This window comes from Roseivirga ehrenbergii (assembly GCF_001593005.1).
GTDB lineage: Bacteria > Bacteroidota > Bacteroidia > Cytophagales > Cyclobacteriaceae > Roseivirga > Roseivirga ehrenbergii.
The window spans coordinates 916,021-937,657 of sequence record NZ_LQZQ01000045.1; the positions used below are offsets into that span (position 1 = coordinate 916,021).

A 21,637-nucleotide genomic window follows, 5' to 3' on the forward strand; every position below is an offset into this window, starting at 1 on the left:
TTAATTATTTAATATATAAAATTTCAAGCTCCAATTCACCCATCGGTAAATTTTAGGCGGTTCATCCTAATAATATTTTCTATCTTTTGCTGACGAAACAACCACAACTATGCGCACCAACAAACTCATTCTCTTAGCCTTGCTTCTTATTGTCCCACTATTCATCAATGCTCAAAACAGTCTAGATGACCAATTCGGATCACAACGTTTTCGGTTTATTGGACCAGAAGGCAACCGCGCCATTGCCATTGCTGGCGAACCGGGTAACCCCATGGTTAATTACATTGGTGCCGCTTCTGGCGGACTTTGGAAAACTGAAAACGGAGGTCTCAACTGGCGTCCTATCTTCGATGATCAAGACATTTCCTCTATAGGCTCAATAGCTTTAGCCCCTACCGACCCCAAGCAAATTTGGGTAGGAACAGGTGAAACTTTTATCATCCGTCCTGCTCATGCTATGGGCAATGGTATTTACTTTTCACCAGATGCTGGGAAAACTTGGGAACATAAAGGTTTGGAAAAAACAGGCCGCATCGGTCGCGTAATTGTTCATCCTACCAATGCCAAGATAATTTATGCGGCATCATTAGGTCACACTTACGGCCCACAGCAAGAGCGAGGCATTTACCGTAGCAAAAATGGTGGTGACACTTGGGAGCGTATTCTTTTCATTGACGAAAACACAGGCGCTTCCGATTTAGCCATCGACCCTAAAAACCCAAACATTCTCTATGCCGCCATGTGGTCTGTGCACATAAACTCTTGGGGTTTGAACAGTGGTGGTAACGGTGGTGGCATTTACCGCTCTACCGATGGTGGTGACACTTGGGAGCCGATGAACTTAAAAGGCCTTCCCGGAGGAGAAAAAAGACCCGTAGGGAAAACCGCAGTGGCTGTTTCTTACAGTAATCCAAATGTGGTATATGCCCTATTTGAAATCAACAGCCCAGAGCTTTGGAGGTCAGATAATAAAGGCGAAACATGGACTTTAATGAGTCAGGACCATGATTGGAATGAGCGCGCACCCTATTATACCCGAATTGCTGTGGGCACAGGAAACCCAGATGAAGTCTACTCGCTGAGTGTGCGTTTTGTGCAATCACTAGATGGTGGAAAGACAAGAGAAAGAAGGCCTCCGAGCGGTGGTGGCGACAATCATGACATGTGGATTGACCCGACCAATCCTGACAGAATGATGGTAGCCCACGATGGCGGTGCGAGTATTACACTTGACCACGGGCGCTCTTTTCAGCGCGTAGTATTACCGATTGCACAGATGTATCACGTTTCTGTAGATGACCAAATTCCATACAATGTATTCGGAAATCGTCAAGATGGCTGGTCCTATATGGGGCCTAGCAATTCGCTTCAAGGCTACATTCCTTTGGGTTTATGGAAAGGTGTGGGAGGTTGCGAAAGTGGCTTCGCAAAGCCAGATCCGAATGATAATAATATTGTTTGGTCGGGTTGTTATGATGGCGGATTGGAAAGACATGATTTACGTACTGGCTACTCTAGAGAAGTGCGGGTTTGGCCAGAAGCAGGTTATGGTTGGGCACCAAAAGACATGAAATACCGCTGGCACTGGAACTTCCCTTTGAGTTTTTCAACCCATGTAAAACATCGCGTATATGTGGGAAGTCAGTTTGTACATCAATCTGACGATGGCGGCCAAAGCTGGCAAATCATCAGTCCGGATTTGACATTGAATGATAAAAGCCACCAAGAAAGTTCGGGTGGTGTTGCTATTGACAACTTGATGACTTTTGATGGTGCTACCCTTTTTGCTATTGAAGAATCGCCTTTAGAAGAAGGGCTAATTTGGGTAGGAACAAATGACGGCCAAGTGCAATTGACCCGAGATGCTGGTAAAAACTGGACGAACCTTACGACCAATATCAAAGGTATGCCCGCTTGGGGAACCATTGCCAATATTCAGCCTTCAAAATACAATGCAGGTACGGCTTACATTTCGGTTGACCTTCACCAAATGGGTGATTTCGATCCATACATTTATAAAACAACTGATTACGGTAAGACTTGGACGAAAATATCGGATGGTATTCCGAAGTCAGAATCGAGTTTTGTGCATGTAGTGAAGGAAGACCCAAAAAGAGAAGGAATGCTTTACGCGGGCATCGACAAGGGAATTTACATCAGTCATAACGATGGAAAAACATGGTCACGATTGAAAAACAACCTACCTCCTGCCCCGGTATACTGGATGGAAGTGCAAGAGCATTTTGACGATTTGGTAGTAGCAACTTATGGCCGTGGTTATTACATTTTAGATGACCTAGGCGCAATTCGAAACGCAGACAAACTGGGCAACGAAGCACAGGTTTTTGAAATGCGCGACACTTACCGTTTCAATTCAAGAGAAAGCATTAAAACCGATGGGCCAAGCAATAATTCAGGGCAGAACCCGCCTAATGGCGCCATCATCAATTACTATTTACCGCAGAAACATGATGGCAAATTGCTATTAGAAATTCAGTCAATGAATGGAGAGGTGATCCGCACCATGGAACCCTCTAAAAATGCGGGTGTGAACCGAACGGTATGGAACCTCAGGTACGAATCTACATACCGCCCACAACTGAGAACACAGCCTCCTGGTCGTCCTTGGGTGGAATTGAATGGTGAAGGCTGGCGTCCGCTTACTACTTGGGATTTAGACCTAAATGCTGGTCAGTTAGGGCCAAGAGTAGTGCCGGGCAAATACAAAGCAGTACTGAAGATGATCGACAACAACGATAACCTGCAAAAGGAGATCGTCCAAGAGTTCAATGTGCTGAAAGACCCATTCTCTGAAGGAACCATTGCCGATATTCAAGCACAAGTGGACTTCTCTTTACAGTTGCGCGATGCCATGAACATAGCAGTAAGCAGCATTAATGCAGTGGAAGTTTTGCGCAGTGAGCTAGAAGCCATTATTGCTGAAGAAAGCGATAAGAAAATCCAGAAAGAGGCCATTCGTCTGAAAGCTATTGCTGAAGATATTGCCAGTAAGCTTTACGACATCCATTTGACAGGAGCACGTGAAGATGCCTTCCGTTCTCCGATGAAACTTTATGGACGTTTAAGTGCCTTGGCCAGCGACATTAATGGCAGCGGCATTGATTTCAAACCTACCGATCAACAAGGAGAAGTTTCTGAAATTTTAAATGAACGCTTGCAAAATGCTGTAAAACAGTTCGAGCAAATCAAGGAAAACGATATCGAAAAATTCAACAAAGCCCTTGAGAAGAAGAACAGAACCTTGACAATTGAGAAGACTGGGGGGAGGTAGTGGTTAGTTATTGGTGATTAGTTATCAGTTATCAGTTATCAGTTATCAGTTATCAGTTATCAGTTATCAGGAAACGGGTTAATACATTTATGAGTTTATGAAAAACGAACCAAACAGGTTTTATTCTACATTCAATTCCAAAAAAGACAAAAAGGAATTTCAAATACGTGAATTAGGCAAAGACACTTTTCGTGGCATGGGAGTATCAATTTTATATGGCAATGGTGAATCCTATGGAAGAGAAGTACACTCCTCTCCAACAACTGAAAGTGACTATGATGAGCATTTCACAAAGGAATTACTAAGAATAAAACCCGCATACATAGTAGAGGACTTCCTTGATTTTCATTTTAAAGAGTATTGTAATCTTCCTGATTATGATCCTGATTTATTTTGCAAACATATGAGGTATGTTATTCTCGATAGAGTTAAAAGGTCAAACCGAGAACCATATATCGAAATAGTTTCAAACTGGATAGCCAATACTCAGGACACTTTAAATTCTATAGGTTCTCAAGTAATAATAGATGGTTTTACGAGTGATGAAATTTTAACCATTTCTCACAATCTTGATGAACTTCTGTTGAGAATATCAAAACTTGAACTGGGTCAAGAAATCATATATCAAGACGTTGTTGAGCAAATTGAAGAGTTGAAACAACTTTCTCATAAAATGAAGAAGAAAACTTGGGTTGACTTATTAAAAAGGAAGCTAATATCATTTGGCTTGGGCAAGTTGACAGAACAGGGATTCTCTTTAATAACGAGCATTTTTGGGGATAACAAACTTCTAGGAAAAGGTGATATATTCTGACAATCAAAAAAAGAGTAGAGATTTAAAGTATGAAGCTTGAACCACTATTTTTTACATAGAACTAATAACTTTTCGAAACCCAGTCTTTGGTTTAGCAGAGCATTCATTGCCTCGGTTTTGACTATTCAATTGTTTATTTGGGAGTTTGAAGCGTCATATGAATACATCCGGTATGTGTTGACAATCATTATTTTACTAGCCACTATATTGGCTCGTAAAGCAGATATCGCTGTGGACGGAGAATACTTCTATTGCCTAAACACCTCTATCCTACCCCAACTATCCAGTACCAATAAATTTAAAATTAGCGAACTCACTTCAATTAGAGGTAGATCATATGACTCCTCTTTTCTGGCTTTCTATCATAGAAGATCCTTGAAAGGATTAGACTACGGCATTGAGATGACCTTTAAAGATGGAACATCAGAGAGTCTTGATGTGAACATTTATAAAATAGAATTACAAAGAATATTAAGCAAAGTTCGTGAATTGATGACCGATTAGGAAGCAACAGACTTATCCTTCCAAATCCATCATCAATAAATCAAGACATGAATAGGCTTTATACCTTTCATTCGTATTTTCACAATTTTCAAAATCACTTTCGCAAATGAAGTCGTGACTTAAAAATAGATTTATGGAAAACCCTATTCAAGCTTGGATCAATGAAGACAAAACACTTTCTGACCTCTTGGTTGAGATTCAATCTCTAGACATTACGGTATTAGAGCAAGCAGAAGTTGCATTCGATAAACTGTGCGAGTTATATGATTTACCAAAAATGCCAGAAGACATTGAAAAGTATAAAGCATTTTTTGAGGAAAAGGGTATTGAAGAGCCAAGTTCAGTTTTTAAAGAACATGCCTTATTAAAGTTTCTAGAACCAAATAATGATCCACGCGGATTAGTACTAACTGCTGTTTACCATGTAAAAAATGGATTACGCGTGGATTACGAAGAGATAGCGGAGAAAGAGTTCGGAAAAAACATACCGAAAGATCTACAGGTTGGCATTAGAGGAACTGGTATTCAGGGTGAAGTGGTTTTCCCTACTATTGAAAATAAGAGTTGGGTTGAGTTAGGCTGTAAAGTTAATGCTAAACTCAGCAGATAAAACATCGATCTCAATCGTCCTGAAGTATGTTGATTTCTAAATCATCTCACACGAGCAGGGTTTAAAACCCAATTGTATTTTCACCAAACTTCCAAACCTATAAAGCATAGAGATATAGCGTTTCGATAAGAGTCATATTTTGTTAATGAACACTAACCAATCGCCCTGAAAGGGCACAATAACATAACGAAGGGTGAAGCCCTTCGAGACACAACAAATCTACTTCCTTATTATAGTCCTGTAGGGACGATCAAATCCTCCATGATCTTTGCAGTTTAATCCTCTTCCCAACTTTATTAAGACTTAGCTAAAAATTAAAAACCTCGTAAAACATTTAACATGTGCTTTCGAGGTTTTCATAATTCTAAAATGTAAACTGAGTTCAGACCCTTAATTACACTTCTTGAATGTGAGTAATATGTGCAGCACCCTTAAGTGGTTTGTAAACACTTACAATGGCAGCTCCATTGTTTGGATACCTTGTTGCAGCTTGAGTGTTACAGAAGAACTTGTAATTCATTCCTGCAACAACTTGCTGAGAAACGGCTACTGGAGAATAGGTTACACCTAAAAGCCCATCTACTGCCTCTTTAAAAGCTCCTTCGGCTTCTGCGCTCATTTTACAAGTATATGGAGAAAAAGCGCCTACTAAATTGGTTGAATTTGACATGATTATTTGGTTTAAGTTTATGAATGATTTACAGAGGTTAACAACCTCTTATGCAATCATGAGTGAGATTGTAGCTACTAAACCGATAAACCCTCTAGTGATTACATTGTAAATTTCATTGATAAACAATCCTTATCAATGACTAGAAAGCGTGACTTTAAATACTAATTATAAATAGGTACTATTCTACAATTAAATGGTATTTAATAAAATTATTTAATTATTTTAATTTTATATATTTCTATGCAATATGTAAAATAGCCGTTCAGATAACTAAAAAGTCATCTTCACTCCTTTCTACAAATGTTTTCAAACCGCCAGCCAATTTTATTAACTCATATCATTGATTTATGAATGACTTTTTAACATCTTCCGCGCTAAACTCAAATAAGATCATATCACAAAATTTCATGCAGAAAACAACAACACTATTACTGTCATTGCTCTTCATCACCTTATTGGGCTGCGACCAAAAGAAAACTTCTCAGACACCAGTTGAAGCAACTCAGGAAGCTTCGGACAAAATCAAAGTACTGAATGTGGCCACCTTCCACTTTGGTTATACCACAGATGCCAACAAGGTGGATTTTGACGAAGAAGACCGTAAAACACAGGAAGAAATCCGTACTCTTTCCAAAATGCTAGCCGAGTTTAAACCCACCATTATTTGCATAGAAAACCATCCTCAATATGATGCAGAAATCAATCAGGTATATCAGAAATACTTAAATGATCCATCTCAATTGAACACCAATTATGGCGAAAGAAGCATGGTCGCTTTTGATGTAGCCAGATTGAATAACGTAGCTCAGTTATATGGAATCGACAGTTATATGGATTACAATTACCTGATCGGAGAGCAGATTATCAACACTATCGACTCCGCCACTTATAGAGATTACATGAACAACCCATTCAAAGATTCGCCTGAGTTGGCTGAGCTTGACAAGAACTTTGACAAATTACCGCTTTTAGAAAAATTGAGGTTTTATAACCATCCCAAAGTTCTTGATTTCAATATCAACATCAATGCAGATAATCTGCTCTATGTTGGCACTGAAGATGGTTTTGAAGGTGCAGACGAGGCGGCTAAATTCTATCAAAGAAATCTGAGAATTTACTCAAACCTCAACCGAATCCCGATGACTAAAGACGACCGAGTTTTCATTCTTATGGGTGCGGCTCACGCATCGTTTTTAAGGGAATTACTGGAAAGAAGCCCAAAATTCGAAATGGTAAATACACTTGATTATTTGAAGTAATTAATGATTTATCCATAATAATCAGTAGCTCAACTCACATTTTAACTATATTTAAAACGATAAAGATATTCTAGCTCGAAAGCCCATCAAATGAAAAGAGTTCTCTCTGTTTGCCTATTGTTTATTTCAACCCAACTATTAGCCCAGATTCAAACTGAGAGGATTTATGATGATGGGTATGGAGAATTTATTTCGGGAGTTTATACGCTTAAAAGTACAGACTCTAGCTACTTCTCAGCAGACCTTGAAGTGATTCAGCCTGAGACTATACTCCACCAAACCGACCGCACTGATTATTTAGTGGTAGGTGAACAGCCCATAGTGCTCTTCAAAAACTTAAACCCAAAAGGAAAGGAAGATATAGCTGGGGTACTCATGAAGAGTTCATTTATTGAAACCATTACAAGTCACCGCAAAAGAGTTCTCAGGGATTTTTCAAAAGAATGGTCCATTACTCATGAGGTTTGGAGTGAGGTAGTAATTAATGGACAAACGTACTATACGGACATTAAACTTCATGATTTTCTGGGCTATAACTTCAACTTTTCAGCACAAAAACAAACGCTAACGTTTGTGGCTAAACGATCTGGTTATGACGGCAACTATGATACAGGATATCCTGAAAATTGGCACTTTATCGTTCTTGACGAAAAGAAGGAAATCATCTTTGACAGTGGTGAATTACTAGATTATCAGTGTAACTGTGAGTTTGGTATTGAACAACTCAGTGAAAGTAACAATGGCGATTTGATTCATGAAATCTCCAATAATTTGGTTGAGGCGTACTTACACGGCAGTTCCTATAATATGGAAACAAAGCAGCTAGAAGACGCTTCTGTTCGATTTACTTGGAACGGCAGGATAATGGAGTTTTTGAAAAATAGCAAATGAGCAGAGCCAAACTTATCGATTATTACATTGAGAAGTCTCAAAGTCCGGACTTTCAAATTGACCAAATAAGAAAGGAATTAGAGCCCAATAATATCCCAGAAGAAGACATTAGAGCTATAGTAAAACTGGTTGATAACCACATACTCAATAGCGCCTTTACTAAAAACTCAAAAAACAGGTCAACAGAACTTATCATTGCGGGCGCCATCTTGGCTCTTCTTGGTGTCGGGGTAACAATTGCCACTTATACGGGTTTAATAAATCTGGGAGACAACTTTTTAGTTGTATATGGCCCATTTTTCGGTGGCGTCTCTATGCTATTTGGAGGTTTAGCACAGAGAAAAAATAGCAGTTCTAAAATTAGGTCTAACAGACAAAAACTCGATTTATAAATATCCGCCTTAATCTTCCTTAAATTACCCCATGCTCTTTCTCATTGTTCTTGCTGCGTTAATTATTGCCTTTGTGCTCTTTCTCAATTTCAATCCACAATTTGGAGGCAAGATTACGAAAGCGCACAAAGCTCGTTATGCCCAATCCAAGCAATGGGATGGCAAGAAATTCGTAAACGAAACTTTGACCGAAATGGATATGAGCTTTGGTTCCATGATTGGCTTAATTAAGGAACAGTTTACGGACAGTCATTTGCGAAAACCAAAGCAGCCCATCCCCATTATGCCCTTCGACAGTGCTACATGGAAAAGTGAGTCAGAAAAACCAAAATTTGTATGGTATGGCCACTCGGTGGTGCTACTTCAATTAGACGGAAAGAGCATCCTTATCGATCCAATGCTTGGCCCCGACACTTCACCTATCGCTCCTTTCAAAACCAAACGTTTTAGCGAAAACACTTTAGAGCTCATCGACCAATTACCACAGCTTGACGCCATACTACTTACGCATGACCATTACGACCACCTTGACTTAGCAAGTATAAAGAAGTTAAAATCGAAAGTGGATACTTGGTTTGTGGCATTGGGTGTGGCGCGGCATTTAGAAGCTTGGGGTATTTCAAGTGATCAAATCACTGAATTCGATTGGTGGGACAATCTTGAATTCGATGGAATTTCCATAACCTTCACTCCTTCTCGTCACTTCTCTGGCCGTGGCTTAACCGATAGGGCCAAATCACTTTGGGGAGGCTGGGTTTTTAAAACGCCAACACATTCAATTTACTGGACAGGCGATAGCGGTGAAAGCAATGCCTTTAAAACGGTAGGCGAAAAATTAGGTCCGTTTGATTGGGCTTTTGTGGAATGCGGCCAATACAACGAGCGATGGCATGCCATTCACATGTTCCCTGAAGAAGCGGTTCAAGCGGCATTAGATTCTAAATCAAATATCATGATCCCTGTGCACTGGGCTGGTTTTCCTCTGTCTTTGCACACATGGAAAGACCCTATTGAACGCTGTATGGCAGAAGCTAAAACCAAAGCACAGAAAACATGTACGCCTCAAATCGGGCAAATCATTACTATGGGCGAAGAAGCGACAGGAGAATGGTGGAAAACACTTGAATAGACTTTAAGGGTTTGTCTAAATCCATTATCTTCAAAACAAAAACAGTTATCCAAAAGCAAGATCCCCCAATAAGGTCCCTCTTTAAAAGCTTCAGACATCAAGTATTTTGGCCACCCTTTATTCTGCTTTTGGTGGCGCTCATTTATAGTTTGGTAGATGTAGAGCACTTCCTAGCAACCACTACCAATATCAATAATTTTATTCTGGATAAGTTTGGTTGGCTTTTCAGCTTGGGCACCTTAATGATGCTCCTCACCTGCCTGATTATATTTTTTCACCCCATTTCGAAAAGAAGAATTGGCGGAGAAGGCGCCAAACCCTTACTTACTAAATGGCGATGGTTTTCAATCGTTATCTGCACCACCATTGCCACGGGCATTATATTTTGGGGAACAGCTGAACCCATCTTCCATGTCATGTCACCACCCAGTTTTAGTGGCGTTGAAGCCAATACTCCGGCAGCAGGTAGTTATGCATTGTCTGTAATGTATTTGCACTGGACGTTTACACCTTATGCCATTTACACCATTCCGGCCATCATGTTTGCCTTGGCTTTTTATAATGAAAAAAGAGCCTTTAGCCTAAAATCTACCCTTTACCCTTTTATAGGCCCAAACCGGCATAAATGGTTGGGCATTGGCATTGATAGCATTTGTCTATACGCTTTAGTAGCTGGTATGGCTGCCTCATTGGGTGCTGGAATTCTTACCCTTTCTGGGGGAATAAATAACCTCTTCGGTTACCAATCCGACTTGGTTTTACTCATTATCACTTTCTTTATTGTAGGCGCTTTTGTTATTTCTGCCATTACGGGTTTAATGAAGGGGATTAGACTTTTATCGGACATCAACATTCGAATTTTCATTGTCCTAGCCATTTTTATTTTTGTGTTTGGTCCTACGGGAAGTATTTTGATTCAGAGTATTAAATCACTTGGACTCTATTTTCAGAACTTGCCAGAGTTCAGCCTTATTTCGGTGCTCCACCCTGATGACCCGTGGCCAAAAAGTTGGACATCGTTTAACTGGGCAAACTGGCTGGCCTGGGCACCCATCACTGCCCTCTTTCTTGGGCGATTGAGTTATGGCTATACCGTAAAACAGTTCATGATCGTCAACTGGATTTTACCTAGCCTGTTTGGCGTAATTTGGATGTCCATTTTTAGTGGGACAGCCATCGATATGCAAATCAACCAAGGCATTGGTTTGGGTAAACTATTAGAAGCAGCAGGGCCAGAATCTATCATTTATCGGGTATTTGAAGAATTGCCCTGGAGTAATATTGTGGCCATAGTGTTTCTATTTACCGCTTTTCTGTCCTACGTCACCGCAGCAGACTCGAATACCGAAGCTATGGGTGGTATCAGTTCATCGGGTATTTCACCAGAAGCCCCTTCACCACCCATTTTTATTAAAATCATTTGGGGTTTGACGATTGGTGCCGTGGCCTTTGTTATGGTGAGTATGGCAGGCATTGACGGTATAAAAATGCTCTCCAATTTAGGCGGATTACCTGCTTTGCTCCTCATTATCGCGGTAAATCTAGGGCTGTTGAAAGTGCTTTTCTTTTCGAAAAAGAAGAGCGCTAATGCTTAGCTTGAAATGCCTGAATAAGGCCGTTTTCTCTCCCTGACGCAGGAAGGGTCTAAATTTTAAAAATCACTCTAAAAGAATACCTATTCGTTTTACCTTTGCACCATGCGCTTGACTGCCCTTTTACTATTCTCATTTCTCCTCACAGCAAAAGCGCATGCCTTCCAAAATGATAGCATCCCAAATAAACGGCTAAACACAGTTCTGACTGTTAGTGGCGTTACTTACGGGGCAACATTAATTGGGCTCAGTCAGGTTTGGTATAAAGAGCAAGGCTTCGAAAAATTTAAGTTTTTCAATGACAATGCCGAATGGCATCAGGTAGATAAATTTGGGCATTTCTATTCTACCTATCAGTTTTCGCGTATTGGAGATGGACTTTTGCAATGGGCAGGTGTTGAAGAGAAAAAAGCTGCTTTTTGGGCGAGTGTGGCTGGAACTGGATTACTCATTCCTATCGAAATACTGGACGGATTTTCACCTGATTTCGGTTTTTCTTATGGCGACATGATCGCCAATACAGCTGGTTCTGCCTTCTTCCTAGGGCAAGATTTACTTTGGAACGAGCAACGTATAAAACCCAAGTTCTCCTTTCACCGAACAGCCTTAGCGCAGCAAAGCCGACACCTTTTAGGCAATGGGCTGGCAGAAGAACTCTTTAAGGATTACAATGGCCAAACCTATTGGTTCAGTATAGATATTCATGCTTTCGCCAAGCAATCCAATTTCCCGAAATGGCTGAACTTGGGCCTTGGTTTTGGGGCGGAAAACATGATTCGCGCGCGAGTTGTCCAAAACGATCAGGCTGGCTTTAACAGTTACCGTCAGCTTTACTTGGGCATAGATTTCGACCTTTCTTACATTGAAACTGATAAAAAGTGGCTCAAAACGCTGCTCTTTATCTTAGATGGTATTCACCTGCCTGCCCCAGCCTTCGAGTTTAATTCGAAGAAGTCGAAGATGCATTGGTTTTTTTATTGAGTTGAAAATAGTAGGATTTTAATTTCAACAAACATCACTTACGCATTGATTTAAATAATTCAAGCATAGCGTAATATATTCGTTAGAATATGAGTTATTTAACCATCAGCCTTAATAAACCATCATGAAAACTCTTAAATACGGCTTGCTTTTACTCTCTTTGGCATGCATATCATGTCACCATGATCCGGAAGAACTCCCCTCTCCAAAATATGATTCAGAAGTAGCCACAGAAATTATTGCCGAGTTTATTGATGATGACATTGAGAAAATGGTACTCTCACAACTCTTCAACTTTACACTCACTCGTGGTGTGGCAGCAGGAACCCAGACCCATGAATTAAACAACCCTTATGAATTCCGAACCCGTTGCGCAGTAAAAACCACAACCAACAACAATACGCAAGTGGTGATTGATTTTGGCGCAGGCTGTAGGGATGAAATGGGCAGGTTCAGGGCTGGCAAAGTGACCGCAAACCTCTTCGAAAGAAAAGAAAATGTTTTTGGAAGGGTGGAAATCACACTAGAAAACTATCAATACGAAAGTGTATTGGTAACTGGCAATAGAACAATAACAAACAACCGAGATACGCACAGGCAGTATGCTGAAATTCAATCAACAGTTGATGATGGTATTCTAACCTTCGATGACCTCAGTACTTACACTTACAATTCTGAAAGAAACACTACATGGGACTTTACAGACCAAGCAGAAACCGAATTTTACTTCGTTACTGAATTCACGAAGTCAGGAATTAATCGAAACAACATCAGTTTCGAGAGTGCCTCTTTCACGCAGATCACCTACAACTCCAATTGTTTTAAAACAGGAATTGGACAAATGACTGGTGGACAATTCAGAATAAGTAGTGAAGAGACGAACAAAACCATTGAGTTCAAACCTCAACACTGTAGTCCACAAGCCTTTGTCTCAGTAGGCGATGCAGCACCTTACCCGATAGATTTAAGCGAATTGTTTATTAACCATTAAAAGGTCAATTCACAATACTTCCCTACCTTTGCTACCGATACAAGCCACCTTATCGCTGCGACTAGAGTAATCGAAATCGGAGAGGAAAGTCCGGGCACCATAGGGAAGCATAGCGGCTAACGGCCGTCACTTCAAATTCGATTCTTCGGGTTTGGAGTAGGACAAGTGCAACAGAAAGTATGTACAGGTAATGCTGTAGTGAAACCAGGTAAACTCTATGCGGTGAAATGTCACATATACCTGCTTTTGAGGGTTCCCGCCCAATGCAGGAGGGTAGGCAGATGGACCCCGCCAGTAATGACGGGGCTAGATAAATGATAAGGGCCTTGACCTAGTTAAGGAACAGAACCCGGCTTATCGGCTTGTATCTTTTTTTTCTTCTTTGGCTTTATATCAGTAATCCGCGTATAATTCCATTTGAGTTCTAAGCAGAAACATTAATTTCGCTTATTGTTGGCACGAAGAATGTCAATCTAATTTTTCCAAAATACTAACCCACCAGAAAATGGCAAAAATTCTAATCATCGATGACGAACAAAGTATCCGCAGCACCTTGCGCGAAATTCTTGAATACGAAAACTACACCATCGATGAAGCCAAAGACGGCCAGGAAGGTTTAGAAAAACTGATTGCCGACAAATATGACATTGCGCTTTGCGATGTTAAAATGCCTAAAATGGACGGTATTGAGCTTTTGGAGCGTGTTCAGATGGCGGGTATCGACACCCAGTTCATTATGATTTCGGCACATGGCACTATCGAAACGGCCGTGGACGCCACCAAAATGGGTGCTTTTGACTTTGTTCCGAAGCCACCAGATTTGAACCGACTTTTGCTTACGGTAAAAAATGCGCTAGAAAAATCATCTTTAGTAACAGAAACTAAAACCCTCAAAAAACGACTTTCCAAAAAGTATGAAATGGTGGGCGAATCCGCTGCTTTGAAAGACATTATTGAAATGATGGACAAGGTAGGCCCTACCGATGCCCGTGTTTTGATTACTGGTCCAAATGGAACCGGGAAGGAATTGGTCGCCCATGGAGTTCATGAAAGAAGTAATCGCGCAAAAGCACCATTTGTAGAAGTCAACTGCGCTGCAATTCCTTCTGAATTGATTGAAAGTGAATTGTTTGGGCATGAAAAAGGGTCCTTTACTTCTGCGATCAAACAGCGCATTGGCAAATTTGAACAGGCCAATGACGGCACACTTTTCTTGGATGAAATTGGCGATATGAGCCTTTCGGCACAGGCTAAAGTATTGCGTGCCTTACAGGAACATAGAATCACTCGTGTAGGCGGTGACAAAGACATTAATGTGAATGTTCGTGTATTGGCTGCCACCAATAAAGACTTAAAAAAGGAAATTGCTGAAGGTCGTTTTCGCGAAGATTTGTATCACCGCTTGGGCGTAATTCTTATTGCTGTACCTGCCTTGAAAGACAGAAAAGAAGATATTCCGCTTTTGGTAGATAAATTTCTGCAAGACATTGCCAACGAATATGGAAACAAAAAGAAGGCAATTGAAGATAAAGCAATAGAAGAACTTCAAAAATACGACTGGTCAGGAAACATTCGCGAATTACGCAATGTAACCGAACGTTTGATCATTATGGCTGGTGATGTGATAGGTGCCGAAGATGTGAAAAAGTATCTGATTTAATCAGAATCGCGCTTTCTTCACGTCTTTATTGTACTCCATGTCCGCTTTGGTATAGGCTGGGCATGGGCGCTGCGCACAAGACGAAATGCCTAAGATTACAACAGCTAACAAAAGGGCTACTAATTTAAAGTTCTTCATCACACAATTTTGAAATAACAAATTTAAAAATTTTCGAGTCTTTCAATAGGAAAAGCTCAACTTTCAATCAAAACGGGTTGAAATAGATAATATTTCAACCCACCATTAGATTACAACCGCGAACATCGGAATTATCGAGCCTTCCAAGTACCTCGAAAGAACCATCTGCATACACCCTACCCAAGTCTTTGGTTTCTATAAAAGAACAACTGTGCACATTGGCCAAATCAATAATATTTATGCCCCCACTTCGTACTTGATTTGTTACGGTGAGTGGATCATTGATGTCTCTCGTGAACAGCTTCATCGTATAGCCGCAACGAAAAATTCCATTTCCTTGAGAATAGCCTTGCGATAACAACTCTGTCATTCCATACTCAGAATGAATATGCTGTACACCAAAGCTAGGCTTCAATATTTCATGTACTTCATCTCTAACTAGCTCTTCCCTCCTGCCCTTCATTCCTCCAGTTTCCATCACAATTAGTTCAGGAAAATCAATTTGAAACTGCTCAACAAAATCAAGCAAGCCAAAAGTGACTCCTAATAAAATCGTCTTTCTACCTTCATTTTTACACCTCAAAAGCGTGTCATATAGTTCTTTTGAATTATTAAGAAAGAAGCCAGAAGATGGGTCTGTCGAAATTTGAATAAACCTGTTGGCCATGGCCACCAAGCTAGAATTACTCCTTTCTAAATAAGAAGGAAGCAAAGCCAAAACCGTATAATCCTTTACTTCGCCATAGGTTTTAGCGAAAATCTGTTCGGCTATTTTCAAATAGAAATCTTCATCGGCCACCCAATGTTTACTAGTTACTTGGCCAGTGGTGCCGCTACTTTCATAACAAATATCCGATTGCCAATCGCCAGTTTTAATTGTGTGGGTTTTGAAAAATTCAATGGGTAGAAAAGGGATTTGCTCAAGCTTAGTCACCAACTCTGGAGATACCCCCAAGTGATTGACAAAAGCACGATAAATAGGATTCGTTTTGTGCTGAACCCTGAAAATATCCAAGGCCAATGCTTCAAATGAGTTTTCATCGACAGAAAAAACTCGCTCATATAAACTTTTCACAGAATCCATTCGTTAATCAATCGGCCCTTGATAGAGCTTTAGGGCAAATATGCCTATAATTGTATTGAGTTATAAAAGCTGATGAAGTTAAGTTTTCAAAAACATCATAAAATCATTTTTTCGATTGCACTTTTAGGGCTAGTAATGGCCTGTAATCGACCTCCAGATTTACCTATAGAACCTACTATTAGCTTTAATAAAGTAGAGTTTAAAGAAATAGTTGAAGTGATTGGTTCCACTGGCGTTGAAATTAGAACTGGTCAGCTGAGTTTGTCCTTTAACATTTCAGATGGTGATGGCGATATCGGTATAGACGGTGGAGATATAGGACCCGATTATGATTTCATTACCTACCCTAATGGAGAAATCGTTAAATTCGGAGAGAGACCTGAAGACCCTCCTTTTACCTGTGTAGATTACATTAGAGAAGCTGCAGAAGGAGACAATGGCATCGATTTAAATGGTAATGGAAACGCTACAGATACATTAAGAATACAGTTAAATGAAGATCGTTTTAATTTCTTTATCGATTTTTTTGTAAAAAAGAACGGTACATACCAGGAGTTAGATTTCCGAAGAATTCCTGAGTCGGCCAATGGAATTACCTTATGCGGTGAAATTCCTTTTGACAGTCGAATCCCATGTCTTTCAAATGAAGACAACCCTTGTTCGGCCATCACCAAAAACCCTGGCCCCATTGAAGGAGTAATTAAATACGATATGCAATCGGGGCTTTTTCTTCCTGTTTTTAGAACAGACACAATTAAGGTGGTTTTTCAAATTCAAGACAGAGCATTGCACAAAAGTAACGTAGTGGAGAGTCCTGAATTCACTTTACAAAGCGTAAGTATAGATTAAGTTCTAATTGAACTTTTCAGTCCTATTTCACTGCCTCAATGGCTGTGACGATTGTTACTTTACCCAATTTATCTTGCTTTAATTCTGTAAAGTAAATATTCCCATCCTTGCCCTCTTTTATCCTATGCATAACGGTTTTACTTGTGGGCACTTTATAATAAGTAATTTCTACATTGGTTAAGTCACCTGCTGGAGCTCTAAGAATAGACCGATCGAACTTGATGATATAGTCATTTCCTTCGGGATTTGGGTTGTTCTGATCGACATAACTTTGTACCCATAAATTACCTTGACTGTCGAAAGTAAGACCTGCAAGGATTTGGTTTGTCTGAGTAGCAGGGACTGAAAATTCGTCAATATTTCCGTTCATATCTATTCGGCCTACCTTATTTCCAGCCTCTTCGGTAAACCACATATAGTCACCTAGAGGGTCTGGTTTAATGGCGATTGGTCTACTATTACCTGTTGGAATCGAAAACTCTGTTACCTCACCTTTAGGGGTTACTTGCAAAATTTTGCTCGCAAGAAGCTCCGTTCCCCATACATTTCCGTCAGGGCCAGCATGAAGATAAATTGGCACCGCACCGAGTGCTGGTAATTCGAAATGTTCCACAGAACGGTCAGGGTTAATTTTACCTACAGTGCTGGTACGTTTTCCTGTAAACCAAATCGTTTCTCCGTCTGCATCTAAGCCAAGCCCATGCGGACTTGTATTTATAGGAGTGGAAATTCCATCTCCAGAAATATGGCAGTCAATTTCCTCTATAATCTCTCCTTTCTCATTTAACCTCACAACCACTCCTTTGAACTCCAGTGACACCCAAAGTTGATCGTGTTTATCAAATAGAATTCCGTGAGGCCCACTCCCATCAGGCATCTTAAAATATTCAATTGTGCCGTCATAGCTCATCTTCGCAACATGATCCATATTTTGACCCGTGATGTAAATGTAATCCCCGTTCATGGCCAATTCGTGAGTAGAGCCTTTAATGGAGCTTGGCCAATTCAAACTTGTATCGCTAATGGTATTTTGGGCCATTAGCTTTATAGATAAAGAGAATATTAAACAGATTACGATGCGTGTGATATTTAATGCTTTGGTCATGAGAGTTATTGTTTAAGACTAATACATCCTGATTAGTCATTTCAAATTATTAACACTAAATATATTACTTAAAATGGATTAAATATATTTTTAATCTCAATTTTAAAACAACACACCGAAATTATAAAAACTCTCTTGTTACCAAAACTTCTAAATCATATAGCTCCTTCTGAATTCTTGAGGGGTCTGTCCAGTATTCTTTTTGAACAGCCTCGAGAAATAAGAATAGTCTGTATACCCCAGTTTATTCGCAATTTCTGCAATACTCAAATCCTTAAACATCAGTAAACGCTTGGCTTCAAGCAATACTCGCCCGGTAATCACTTGACTGACCGACATACCAAGCACTTGATTGCATATGCGGTTCAAATGCTTGAGCGAAATATTCAGCAATTCTGCATATTCAGCAGGCGACTTGCGATACAGAAACTGCGCTTCAACCAACTGCTCGAAGGTTTTTATTGTGCTGCCATATCGCGAAACTCCTTCCACCTTATTACTCGAGGGATGATAAGCCCGAGCTAAAGCCACATAAACCAAAGTAATCAATGCATGAATTCTGAGCGCTTTGTGCTCTCTTTGATGATTATATTCATCAAGCATGTTTTCACAAATTTCTGTTAATGAACTAAGCTCTTTCGTATCTAAAATAACCTCGGGTGTATTTTGGTTTGAATAAAAAAAGGGAAATCTGTCCAACTCAAATTGGTTATCGCGGAGCAAGTAAAATTCTTTAGAATGTGAAAAAACATAGCCTTGTACATCATCAGAAAGTTTCCAATGATGCATTTGACCTGGCGCCAAAACGAAGAAACTTCCCGGACCAACTTTATAGCTATCAAAGTCTATTTCGTGAACCCCAGCCCCTTTAGTAAACAATACATTTAAATAAAAATCGTGTTTGTGAGGAAGAGAAATCATATTATGATGATCAAGAAGGTGTTTCTTCAAATCATTTACATACACACCATTCCCTTGGCTTAATAAAAACTGATCGAGATGCAGTACAGGAATATTCTCCATACTGCAATTTGATAAAAATGTCTAGATTGTCCTATCATTAGCGTGCTTTGTAACAGTACATTTAAACCGTACATTTTACCTTTGTACAATAATTGATTAACCTATGAGCAGATTCAACTCACTTCTAAAAGGGAAATGCCCAAAATGTGAAACAGGGAAAATATTTGAGTCCAACGGAAATATTTTAAAACTAAAAGGCCCCGTTATGCACGAAAACTGTCCGCACTGCAACTACAAATTTGAGCGTGAGCCAGGCTATTTTTATGGCGCTATGTTTATGAGTTACGGAATCACCATGGCTGAAGCAATTGCTACTTATGTAGCCATTAAAGTTCTAAACATAGATCTTTCAATAGATGGTATGATGGCCATTATTACAGCCGTAATGCTCATTTTTCTCTTTCCAAATTTTAAGTTTTCCAGAATACTTTGGCTATACACCTTCACAAAAAAAGAAGGGACTGAACCTGCTGACAAAATTGAAAGGCTCAAAATTTGAAATTAATTAGGCTTTAGAATACCTTTCCATAATTCAGTTTGAAACCAATTTACTTTCTGGATCAGACTTTATTATATGGAAGAAGTTATTCAAGACTCTCTCGATTCTACACCGCTAGAAATCCTTTATCAAGATGAAGTGATGGTGGCCATTAATAAACCCAATGGCTTACTGGTACATCGGTCGCCCATTGCTACAAACACCAACACATTTGCAGTGCAGGAACTTCGAAACCAAATTGGACTGAAGGTTTCACCTGCTCATAGACTAGATAGAAAAACTTCGGGTATTCTCTTATTTGCGCTGAACACTGAAAGTCTCATCCATTTACAATCTCAGTTTGAAAACAGAACAGTTGACAAAACGTACCACGCCATAGTTCGTGGTTATACCGAAGATGAAGGACTTATTGACTACCCTCTGACCAACGACAAAGGCAAAACGCAAGAGGCCATTACGCGCTATAAAACCCTAGAGCGCACGGAGATACCGGTACCTTTTGGTAAGCATGCCACCTCTCGTTATTCTTTGGTGGAAGTATATCCAGAAACTGGGCGAATGCACCAAATCAGAAAGCATTTTGCACACATCCTCCATCCCATTATTGGCGACCGCCCACATGGCTGCAACAAACAGAACAAGCTCTTTCTAGAAAAGTGGAATTTAACCGAAATGCTTCTCCATGCCATTGAAATAGAATTTGAACATCCCGTTTCTGGTGAAAAGATTCATCTAAAAGCCGATTACCAAAGTGAGTTCAAAAGGATGTTGGAGAGTTTAGGGTTTAGAGTTTAAGGCGGTTTCATGCTCACATCTGTGCTTCTGAAAAAGATCCCTACGGGATGACCAAAAATCACCTCTCTGCGTTACCCCCTGTCGCAGGTTCTCCGAACCTGTGACACCTATTTAATCAAGGACTCTGTCCGCCAAAACGGTTAAAACCATTTTGCAAATAAATTTATACAAATAACCCACGGTTTAAACCGTGGGCTATAGAACCACTTTACGGTTAAAGAATACGTTACACAAATCAACGCCCTCCATGTTTGTGAAAAAAACCGAACTTCTCGGGGCCTACAGGGATGACTGAGAAGCAAGCTATTCGCGCTCTTCTTTTGGTCCTGAGGGGTACCGCGTTCGCAGGATCTTTAGCGGATGAGAAACGAAGGAACTAACCCTATACCGCCCCTTCAGGGCTTAATTATTTATATACTCAACTAGGAATGGGTTATACCCATTCCTGTGTTATTCCGCCCCGTTGGGGCTACAAAGGTGTCGCCCCAACGGGGCTTGGGCTTTGTACAAGCTTTAAGCTGGTCTCAGCCCTGAAAGGGCATGATATCAAAACTAAGGGTGCAGCCCTTCGGAAAATATATCTCCATCCTTATATAAGTCCTGTAAGGACGAGACAAAAGAAACTCAACAAACCTATTACACACCTTCAAAACACACAAACTCAAAATGGAATAATGACAGACTTCTTTATTACTAAGCAATTGCTTAGCTTTGCTGCCTAGTTAGGAATAATGGCAAGAAGTAAACAGTATAACGAACAAGAAGTAATAGAAAAAGCCACGGCTTTATTCTGGAAAAATGGTTACGAGACCACTTCTATTCGCATGCTGGAGAAAGCCATGGGCATTAATCAATTTTCGATTTATGCCAGTTTTGGCAGCAAGCATGGTGTCTTTCTAGAAAGCATTAAGTGCTATAAGAAACGCATCAAAAGGATCACTGACATTCTAGAGAACTCCAACAACGGGCTTGTCGGTATCAAGCAGTATTTCTACGACTTCTTAGACTTCTCTAAAGAAAACGATGTAAAGAAAGGCTGCTTGGTGACCAACACCGTAAATGAATTAGGACAGGCAGCTAACCCAGAATTAATGGATGAGTTAATGAAATTTTCATCTGACGTTAGATTACTGTTTGTCAACAACTTAAAACAAGAAGAGACAAAAGATGAAGAAACAATCGAGCGTCAAGGGAATTATTTACTGACATCTATGTTAGGCTTATCACTGGCATCTAAAATTCTAAACGAAAAGCAACTGGAAGACTTTATTGAAACCACGTTCCTAAATCTTTAGCTTTTTTTTACCATCAAACTAAGCGTTTGCTTAGATATAAAAATAAAGAAAATAGACAATT

21 protein-coding genes and 1 other RNA gene are annotated in these 21,637 nt (G+C 40.0%); 17 read left to right on the forward strand and 5 right to left on the reverse strand.

The genetic code is table 11. From position 1 onward, the window contains the following. Positions 1–109: 109 nt before the first annotated feature. The 4 genes from MB14_RS14200 (at position 110) to MB14_RS14215 (ending at position 5,220) form a co-directional block, all read left to right on the forward strand. A complete protein-coding gene (locus MB14_RS14200; protein ID WP_062592656.1) occupies positions 110–3,292 on the forward strand; it encodes a WD40/YVTN/BNR-like repeat-containing protein in 3,183 nt (1,060 codons plus the stop codon). Positions 3,293–3,389: 97 nt separating this feature from the next. Then, entirely contained in the window at positions 3,390–4,106 is a 717-nt protein-coding gene (locus tag MB14_RS14205) for a hypothetical protein (protein WP_062592657.1), read from the forward strand. Positions 4,107–4,223: 117 nt separating this feature from the next. Further along, complete coding sequence (locus MB14_RS14210; RefSeq protein ID WP_132643975.1) at positions 4,224–4,610, forward strand: hypothetical protein; 387 nt, start codon at positions 4,224–4,226, stop codon at positions 4,608–4,610. A 133-nt stretch (positions 4,611–4,743) separates the two neighbouring features. Beyond that, positions 4,744–5,220, forward strand: coding sequence for a hypothetical protein (locus MB14_RS14215; protein ID WP_062592661.1), 477 nt, complete (start codon positions 4,744–4,746; stop codon positions 5,218–5,220). Between the two features lie 394 nt (positions 5,221–5,614). Here the strand turns inward: MB14_RS14215 and MB14_RS14220 are convergent, their stop codons facing one another. Continuing rightward, positions 5,615–5,890 carry a hypothetical protein gene (locus MB14_RS14220; protein WP_062592663.1) on the reverse strand — a complete coding sequence of 92 codons (276 nt, stop codon included), beginning with the start codon at positions 5,888–5,890 and terminating at the stop codon, positions 5,615–5,617. Between the two features lie 410 nt (positions 5,891–6,300). On the opposite strand from MB14_RS14220, the gene MB14_RS14225 reads away from it, so the two are divergent. The 9 genes from MB14_RS14225 (at position 6,301) to MB14_RS14265 (ending at position 14,788) form a co-directional block, all read left to right on the forward strand. Next, on the forward strand, positions 6,301–7,152 hold the full coding sequence (locus MB14_RS14225) for a DUF5694 domain-containing protein (RefSeq protein WP_062592788.1): 852 nt from the start codon (positions 6,301–6,303) through the stop codon (positions 7,150–7,152). A 90-nt stretch (positions 7,153–7,242) separates the two neighbouring features. Then, positions 7,243–8,043 (forward strand): hypothetical protein, encoded by an 801-nt coding sequence (locus MB14_RS14230; protein WP_062592665.1) that lies wholly within the window; start codon positions 7,243–7,245, stop codon positions 8,041–8,043. Then, positions 8,040–8,435, forward strand: coding sequence for a hypothetical protein (locus MB14_RS14235; RefSeq protein ID WP_062592667.1), 396 nt, complete (start codon positions 8,040–8,042; stop codon positions 8,433–8,435). The genes MB14_RS14230 and MB14_RS14235 overlap by 4 nt, the downstream gene beginning before the upstream one ends. Before the next feature lie 31 nt (positions 8,436–8,466). Continuing rightward, on the forward strand, positions 8,467–9,564 hold the full coding sequence (locus MB14_RS14240) for an MBL fold metallo-hydrolase (RefSeq protein WP_062592668.1): 1,098 nt from the start codon (positions 8,467–8,469) through the stop codon (positions 9,562–9,564). An 11-nt stretch (positions 9,565–9,575) separates the two neighbouring features. Next, complete coding sequence (locus MB14_RS14245) at positions 9,576–11,159, forward strand: BCCT family transporter (protein ID WP_260310773.1); 1,584 nt, start codon at positions 9,576–9,578, stop codon at positions 11,157–11,159. Positions 11,160–11,261: 102 nt separating this feature from the next. Beyond that, positions 11,262–12,137 carry a DUF2279 domain-containing protein gene (locus MB14_RS14250; RefSeq protein WP_062592671.1) on the forward strand — a complete coding sequence of 292 codons (876 nt, stop codon included), beginning with the start codon at positions 11,262–11,264 and terminating at the stop codon, positions 12,135–12,137. 124 nt (positions 12,138–12,261) lie between these two features. Beyond that, on the forward strand, positions 12,262–13,128 hold the full coding sequence (locus MB14_RS14255) for a hypothetical protein (RefSeq protein WP_062592673.1): 867 nt from the start codon (positions 12,262–12,264) through the stop codon (positions 13,126–13,128). Between the two features lie 36 nt (positions 13,129–13,164). Continuing rightward, positions 13,165–13,501: RNase P RNA component class A (gene rnpB, locus MB14_RS14260), an RNA gene on the forward strand. Between the two features lie 132 nt (positions 13,502–13,633). Further along, complete coding sequence (locus MB14_RS14265) at positions 13,634–14,788, forward strand: sigma-54-dependent transcriptional regulator (RefSeq protein WP_062592675.1); 1,155 nt, start codon at positions 13,634–13,636, stop codon at positions 14,786–14,788. Here the strand turns inward: MB14_RS14265 and MB14_RS19050 are convergent, their stop codons facing one another. After that, positions 14,789–14,926: a hypothetical protein gene (locus tag MB14_RS19050; RefSeq protein WP_165899458.1), complete on the reverse strand. Its 138-nt coding sequence runs from the start codon at positions 14,924–14,926 to the stop codon at positions 14,789–14,791. Between the two features lie 94 nt (positions 14,927–15,020). After that, on the reverse strand, positions 15,021–16,010 hold the full coding sequence (locus MB14_RS14270) for a LuxE/PaaK family acyltransferase (protein ID WP_062592677.1): 990 nt from the start codon (positions 16,008–16,010) through the stop codon (positions 15,021–15,023). 72 nt (positions 16,011–16,082) lie between these two features. On the opposite strand from MB14_RS14270, the gene MB14_RS14275 reads away from it, so the two are divergent. Next, positions 16,083–16,859, forward strand: a complete 777-nt coding sequence (locus MB14_RS14275; RefSeq protein ID WP_062592679.1) for a hypothetical protein — start codon at positions 16,083–16,085, stop codon at positions 16,857–16,859. 22 nt (positions 16,860–16,881) lie between these two features. On the opposite strand, the gene MB14_RS14280 is transcribed toward MB14_RS14275, so the two are convergent. Both MB14_RS14280 and MB14_RS14285 read right to left on the reverse strand, forming a co-directional pair. Continuing rightward, positions 16,882–17,964, reverse strand: a complete 1,083-nt coding sequence (locus MB14_RS14280; protein WP_132643974.1) for a Vgb family protein — start codon at positions 17,962–17,964, stop codon at positions 16,882–16,884. A 150-nt stretch (positions 17,965–18,114) separates the two neighbouring features. Further along, positions 18,115–18,987, reverse strand: coding sequence for a helix-turn-helix domain-containing protein (locus tag MB14_RS14285; protein WP_062592683.1), 873 nt, complete (start codon positions 18,985–18,987; stop codon positions 18,115–18,117). Between the two features lie 103 nt (positions 18,988–19,090). Here MB14_RS14285 and MB14_RS14290 point away from each other — a divergent pair, with 103 nt between their 5' ends. The 3 genes from MB14_RS14290 to MB14_RS14305 all read left to right on the forward strand — a co-directional run bounded on the left by MB14_RS14290 (position 19,091) and on the right by MB14_RS14305 (position 21,576). After that, complete coding sequence (locus MB14_RS14290) at positions 19,091–19,486, forward strand: DUF983 domain-containing protein (RefSeq protein ID WP_062592684.1); 396 nt, start codon at positions 19,091–19,093, stop codon at positions 19,484–19,486. A 75-nt stretch (positions 19,487–19,561) separates the two neighbouring features. After that, positions 19,562–20,281: a pseudouridine synthase gene (locus MB14_RS14295; RefSeq protein WP_062592686.1), complete on the forward strand. Its 720-nt coding sequence runs from the start codon at positions 19,562–19,564 to the stop codon at positions 20,279–20,281. Between the two features lie 731 nt (positions 20,282–21,012). Continuing rightward, positions 21,013–21,576 carry a TetR/AcrR family transcriptional regulator gene (locus MB14_RS14305; RefSeq protein WP_062592688.1) on the forward strand — a complete coding sequence of 188 codons (564 nt, stop codon included), beginning with the start codon at positions 21,013–21,015 and terminating at the stop codon, positions 21,574–21,576. Positions 21,577–21,637 lie beyond the last annotated feature (61 nt).

Excerpts from the sequence above, each read along its gene's own strand:
- MB14_RS14220 (WP_062592663.1), bottom strand. The coding sequence starts at position 5,890 with ATGTCAAATTCAACCAATTTAGTAGGCGCTTTTTCTCCATATACTTGT.
- MB14_RS14215 (WP_062592661.1), top strand. The coding sequence starts at position 4,744 with ATGGAAAACCCTATTCAAGCTTGGATCAATGAAGACAAAACACTTTCT.
- MB14_RS14285 (WP_062592683.1), bottom strand. The coding sequence starts at position 18,987 with ATGGAGAATATTCCTGTACTGCATCTCGATCAGTTTTTATTAAGCCAA.
- MB14_RS14205 (WP_062592657.1), top strand. The coding sequence starts at position 3,390 with ATGAAAAACGAACCAAACAGGTTTTATTCTACATTCAATTCCAAAAAA.
- MB14_RS14280 (WP_132643974.1), bottom strand. The coding sequence starts at position 17,964 with ATGACCAAAGCATTAAATATCACACGCATCGTAATCTGTTTAATATTC.
- MB14_RS14235 (WP_062592667.1), top strand. The coding sequence starts at position 8,040 with ATGAGCAGAGCCAAACTTATCGATTATTACATTGAGAAGTCTCAAAGT.
- MB14_RS14225 (WP_062592788.1), top strand. The coding sequence starts at position 6,301 with ATGCAGAAAACAACAACACTATTACTGTCATTGCTCTTCATCACCTTA.
- MB14_RS14240 (WP_062592668.1), top strand. The coding sequence starts at position 8,467 with ATGCTCTTTCTCATTGTTCTTGCTGCGTTAATTATTGCCTTTGTGCTC.
- MB14_RS14250 (WP_062592671.1), top strand. The coding sequence starts at position 11,262 with ATGCGCTTGACTGCCCTTTTACTATTCTCATTTCTCCTCACAGCAAAA.
- MB14_RS19050 (WP_165899458.1), bottom strand. The coding sequence starts at position 14,926 with ATGAAGAACTTTAAATTAGTAGCCCTTTTGTTAGCTGTTGTAATCTTA.
- MB14_RS14255 (WP_062592673.1), top strand. The coding sequence starts at position 12,262 with ATGAAAACTCTTAAATACGGCTTGCTTTTACTCTCTTTGGCATGCATA.
- MB14_RS14265 (WP_062592675.1), top strand. The coding sequence starts at position 13,634 with ATGGCAAAAATTCTAATCATCGATGACGAACAAAGTATCCGCAGCACC.
- MB14_RS14200 (WP_062592656.1), top strand. The coding sequence starts at position 110 with ATGCGCACCAACAAACTCATTCTCTTAGCCTTGCTTCTTATTGTCCCA.
- MB14_RS14270 (WP_062592677.1), bottom strand. The coding sequence starts at position 16,010 with ATGGATTCTGTGAAAAGTTTATATGAGCGAGTTTTTTCTGTCGATGAA.
- MB14_RS14305 (WP_062592688.1), top strand. The coding sequence starts at position 21,013 with ATGGCAAGAAGTAAACAGTATAACGAACAAGAAGTAATAGAAAAAGCC.
- MB14_RS14275 (WP_062592679.1), top strand. The coding sequence starts at position 16,083 with ATGAAGTTAAGTTTTCAAAAACATCATAAAATCATTTTTTCGATTGCA.
- MB14_RS14295 (WP_062592686.1), top strand. The coding sequence starts at position 19,562 with ATGGAAGAAGTTATTCAAGACTCTCTCGATTCTACACCGCTAGAAATC.
- MB14_RS14290 (WP_062592684.1), top strand. The coding sequence starts at position 19,091 with ATGAGCAGATTCAACTCACTTCTAAAAGGGAAATGCCCAAAATGTGAA.
- MB14_RS14230 (WP_062592665.1), top strand. The coding sequence starts at position 7,243 with ATGAAAAGAGTTCTCTCTGTTTGCCTATTGTTTATTTCAACCCAACTA.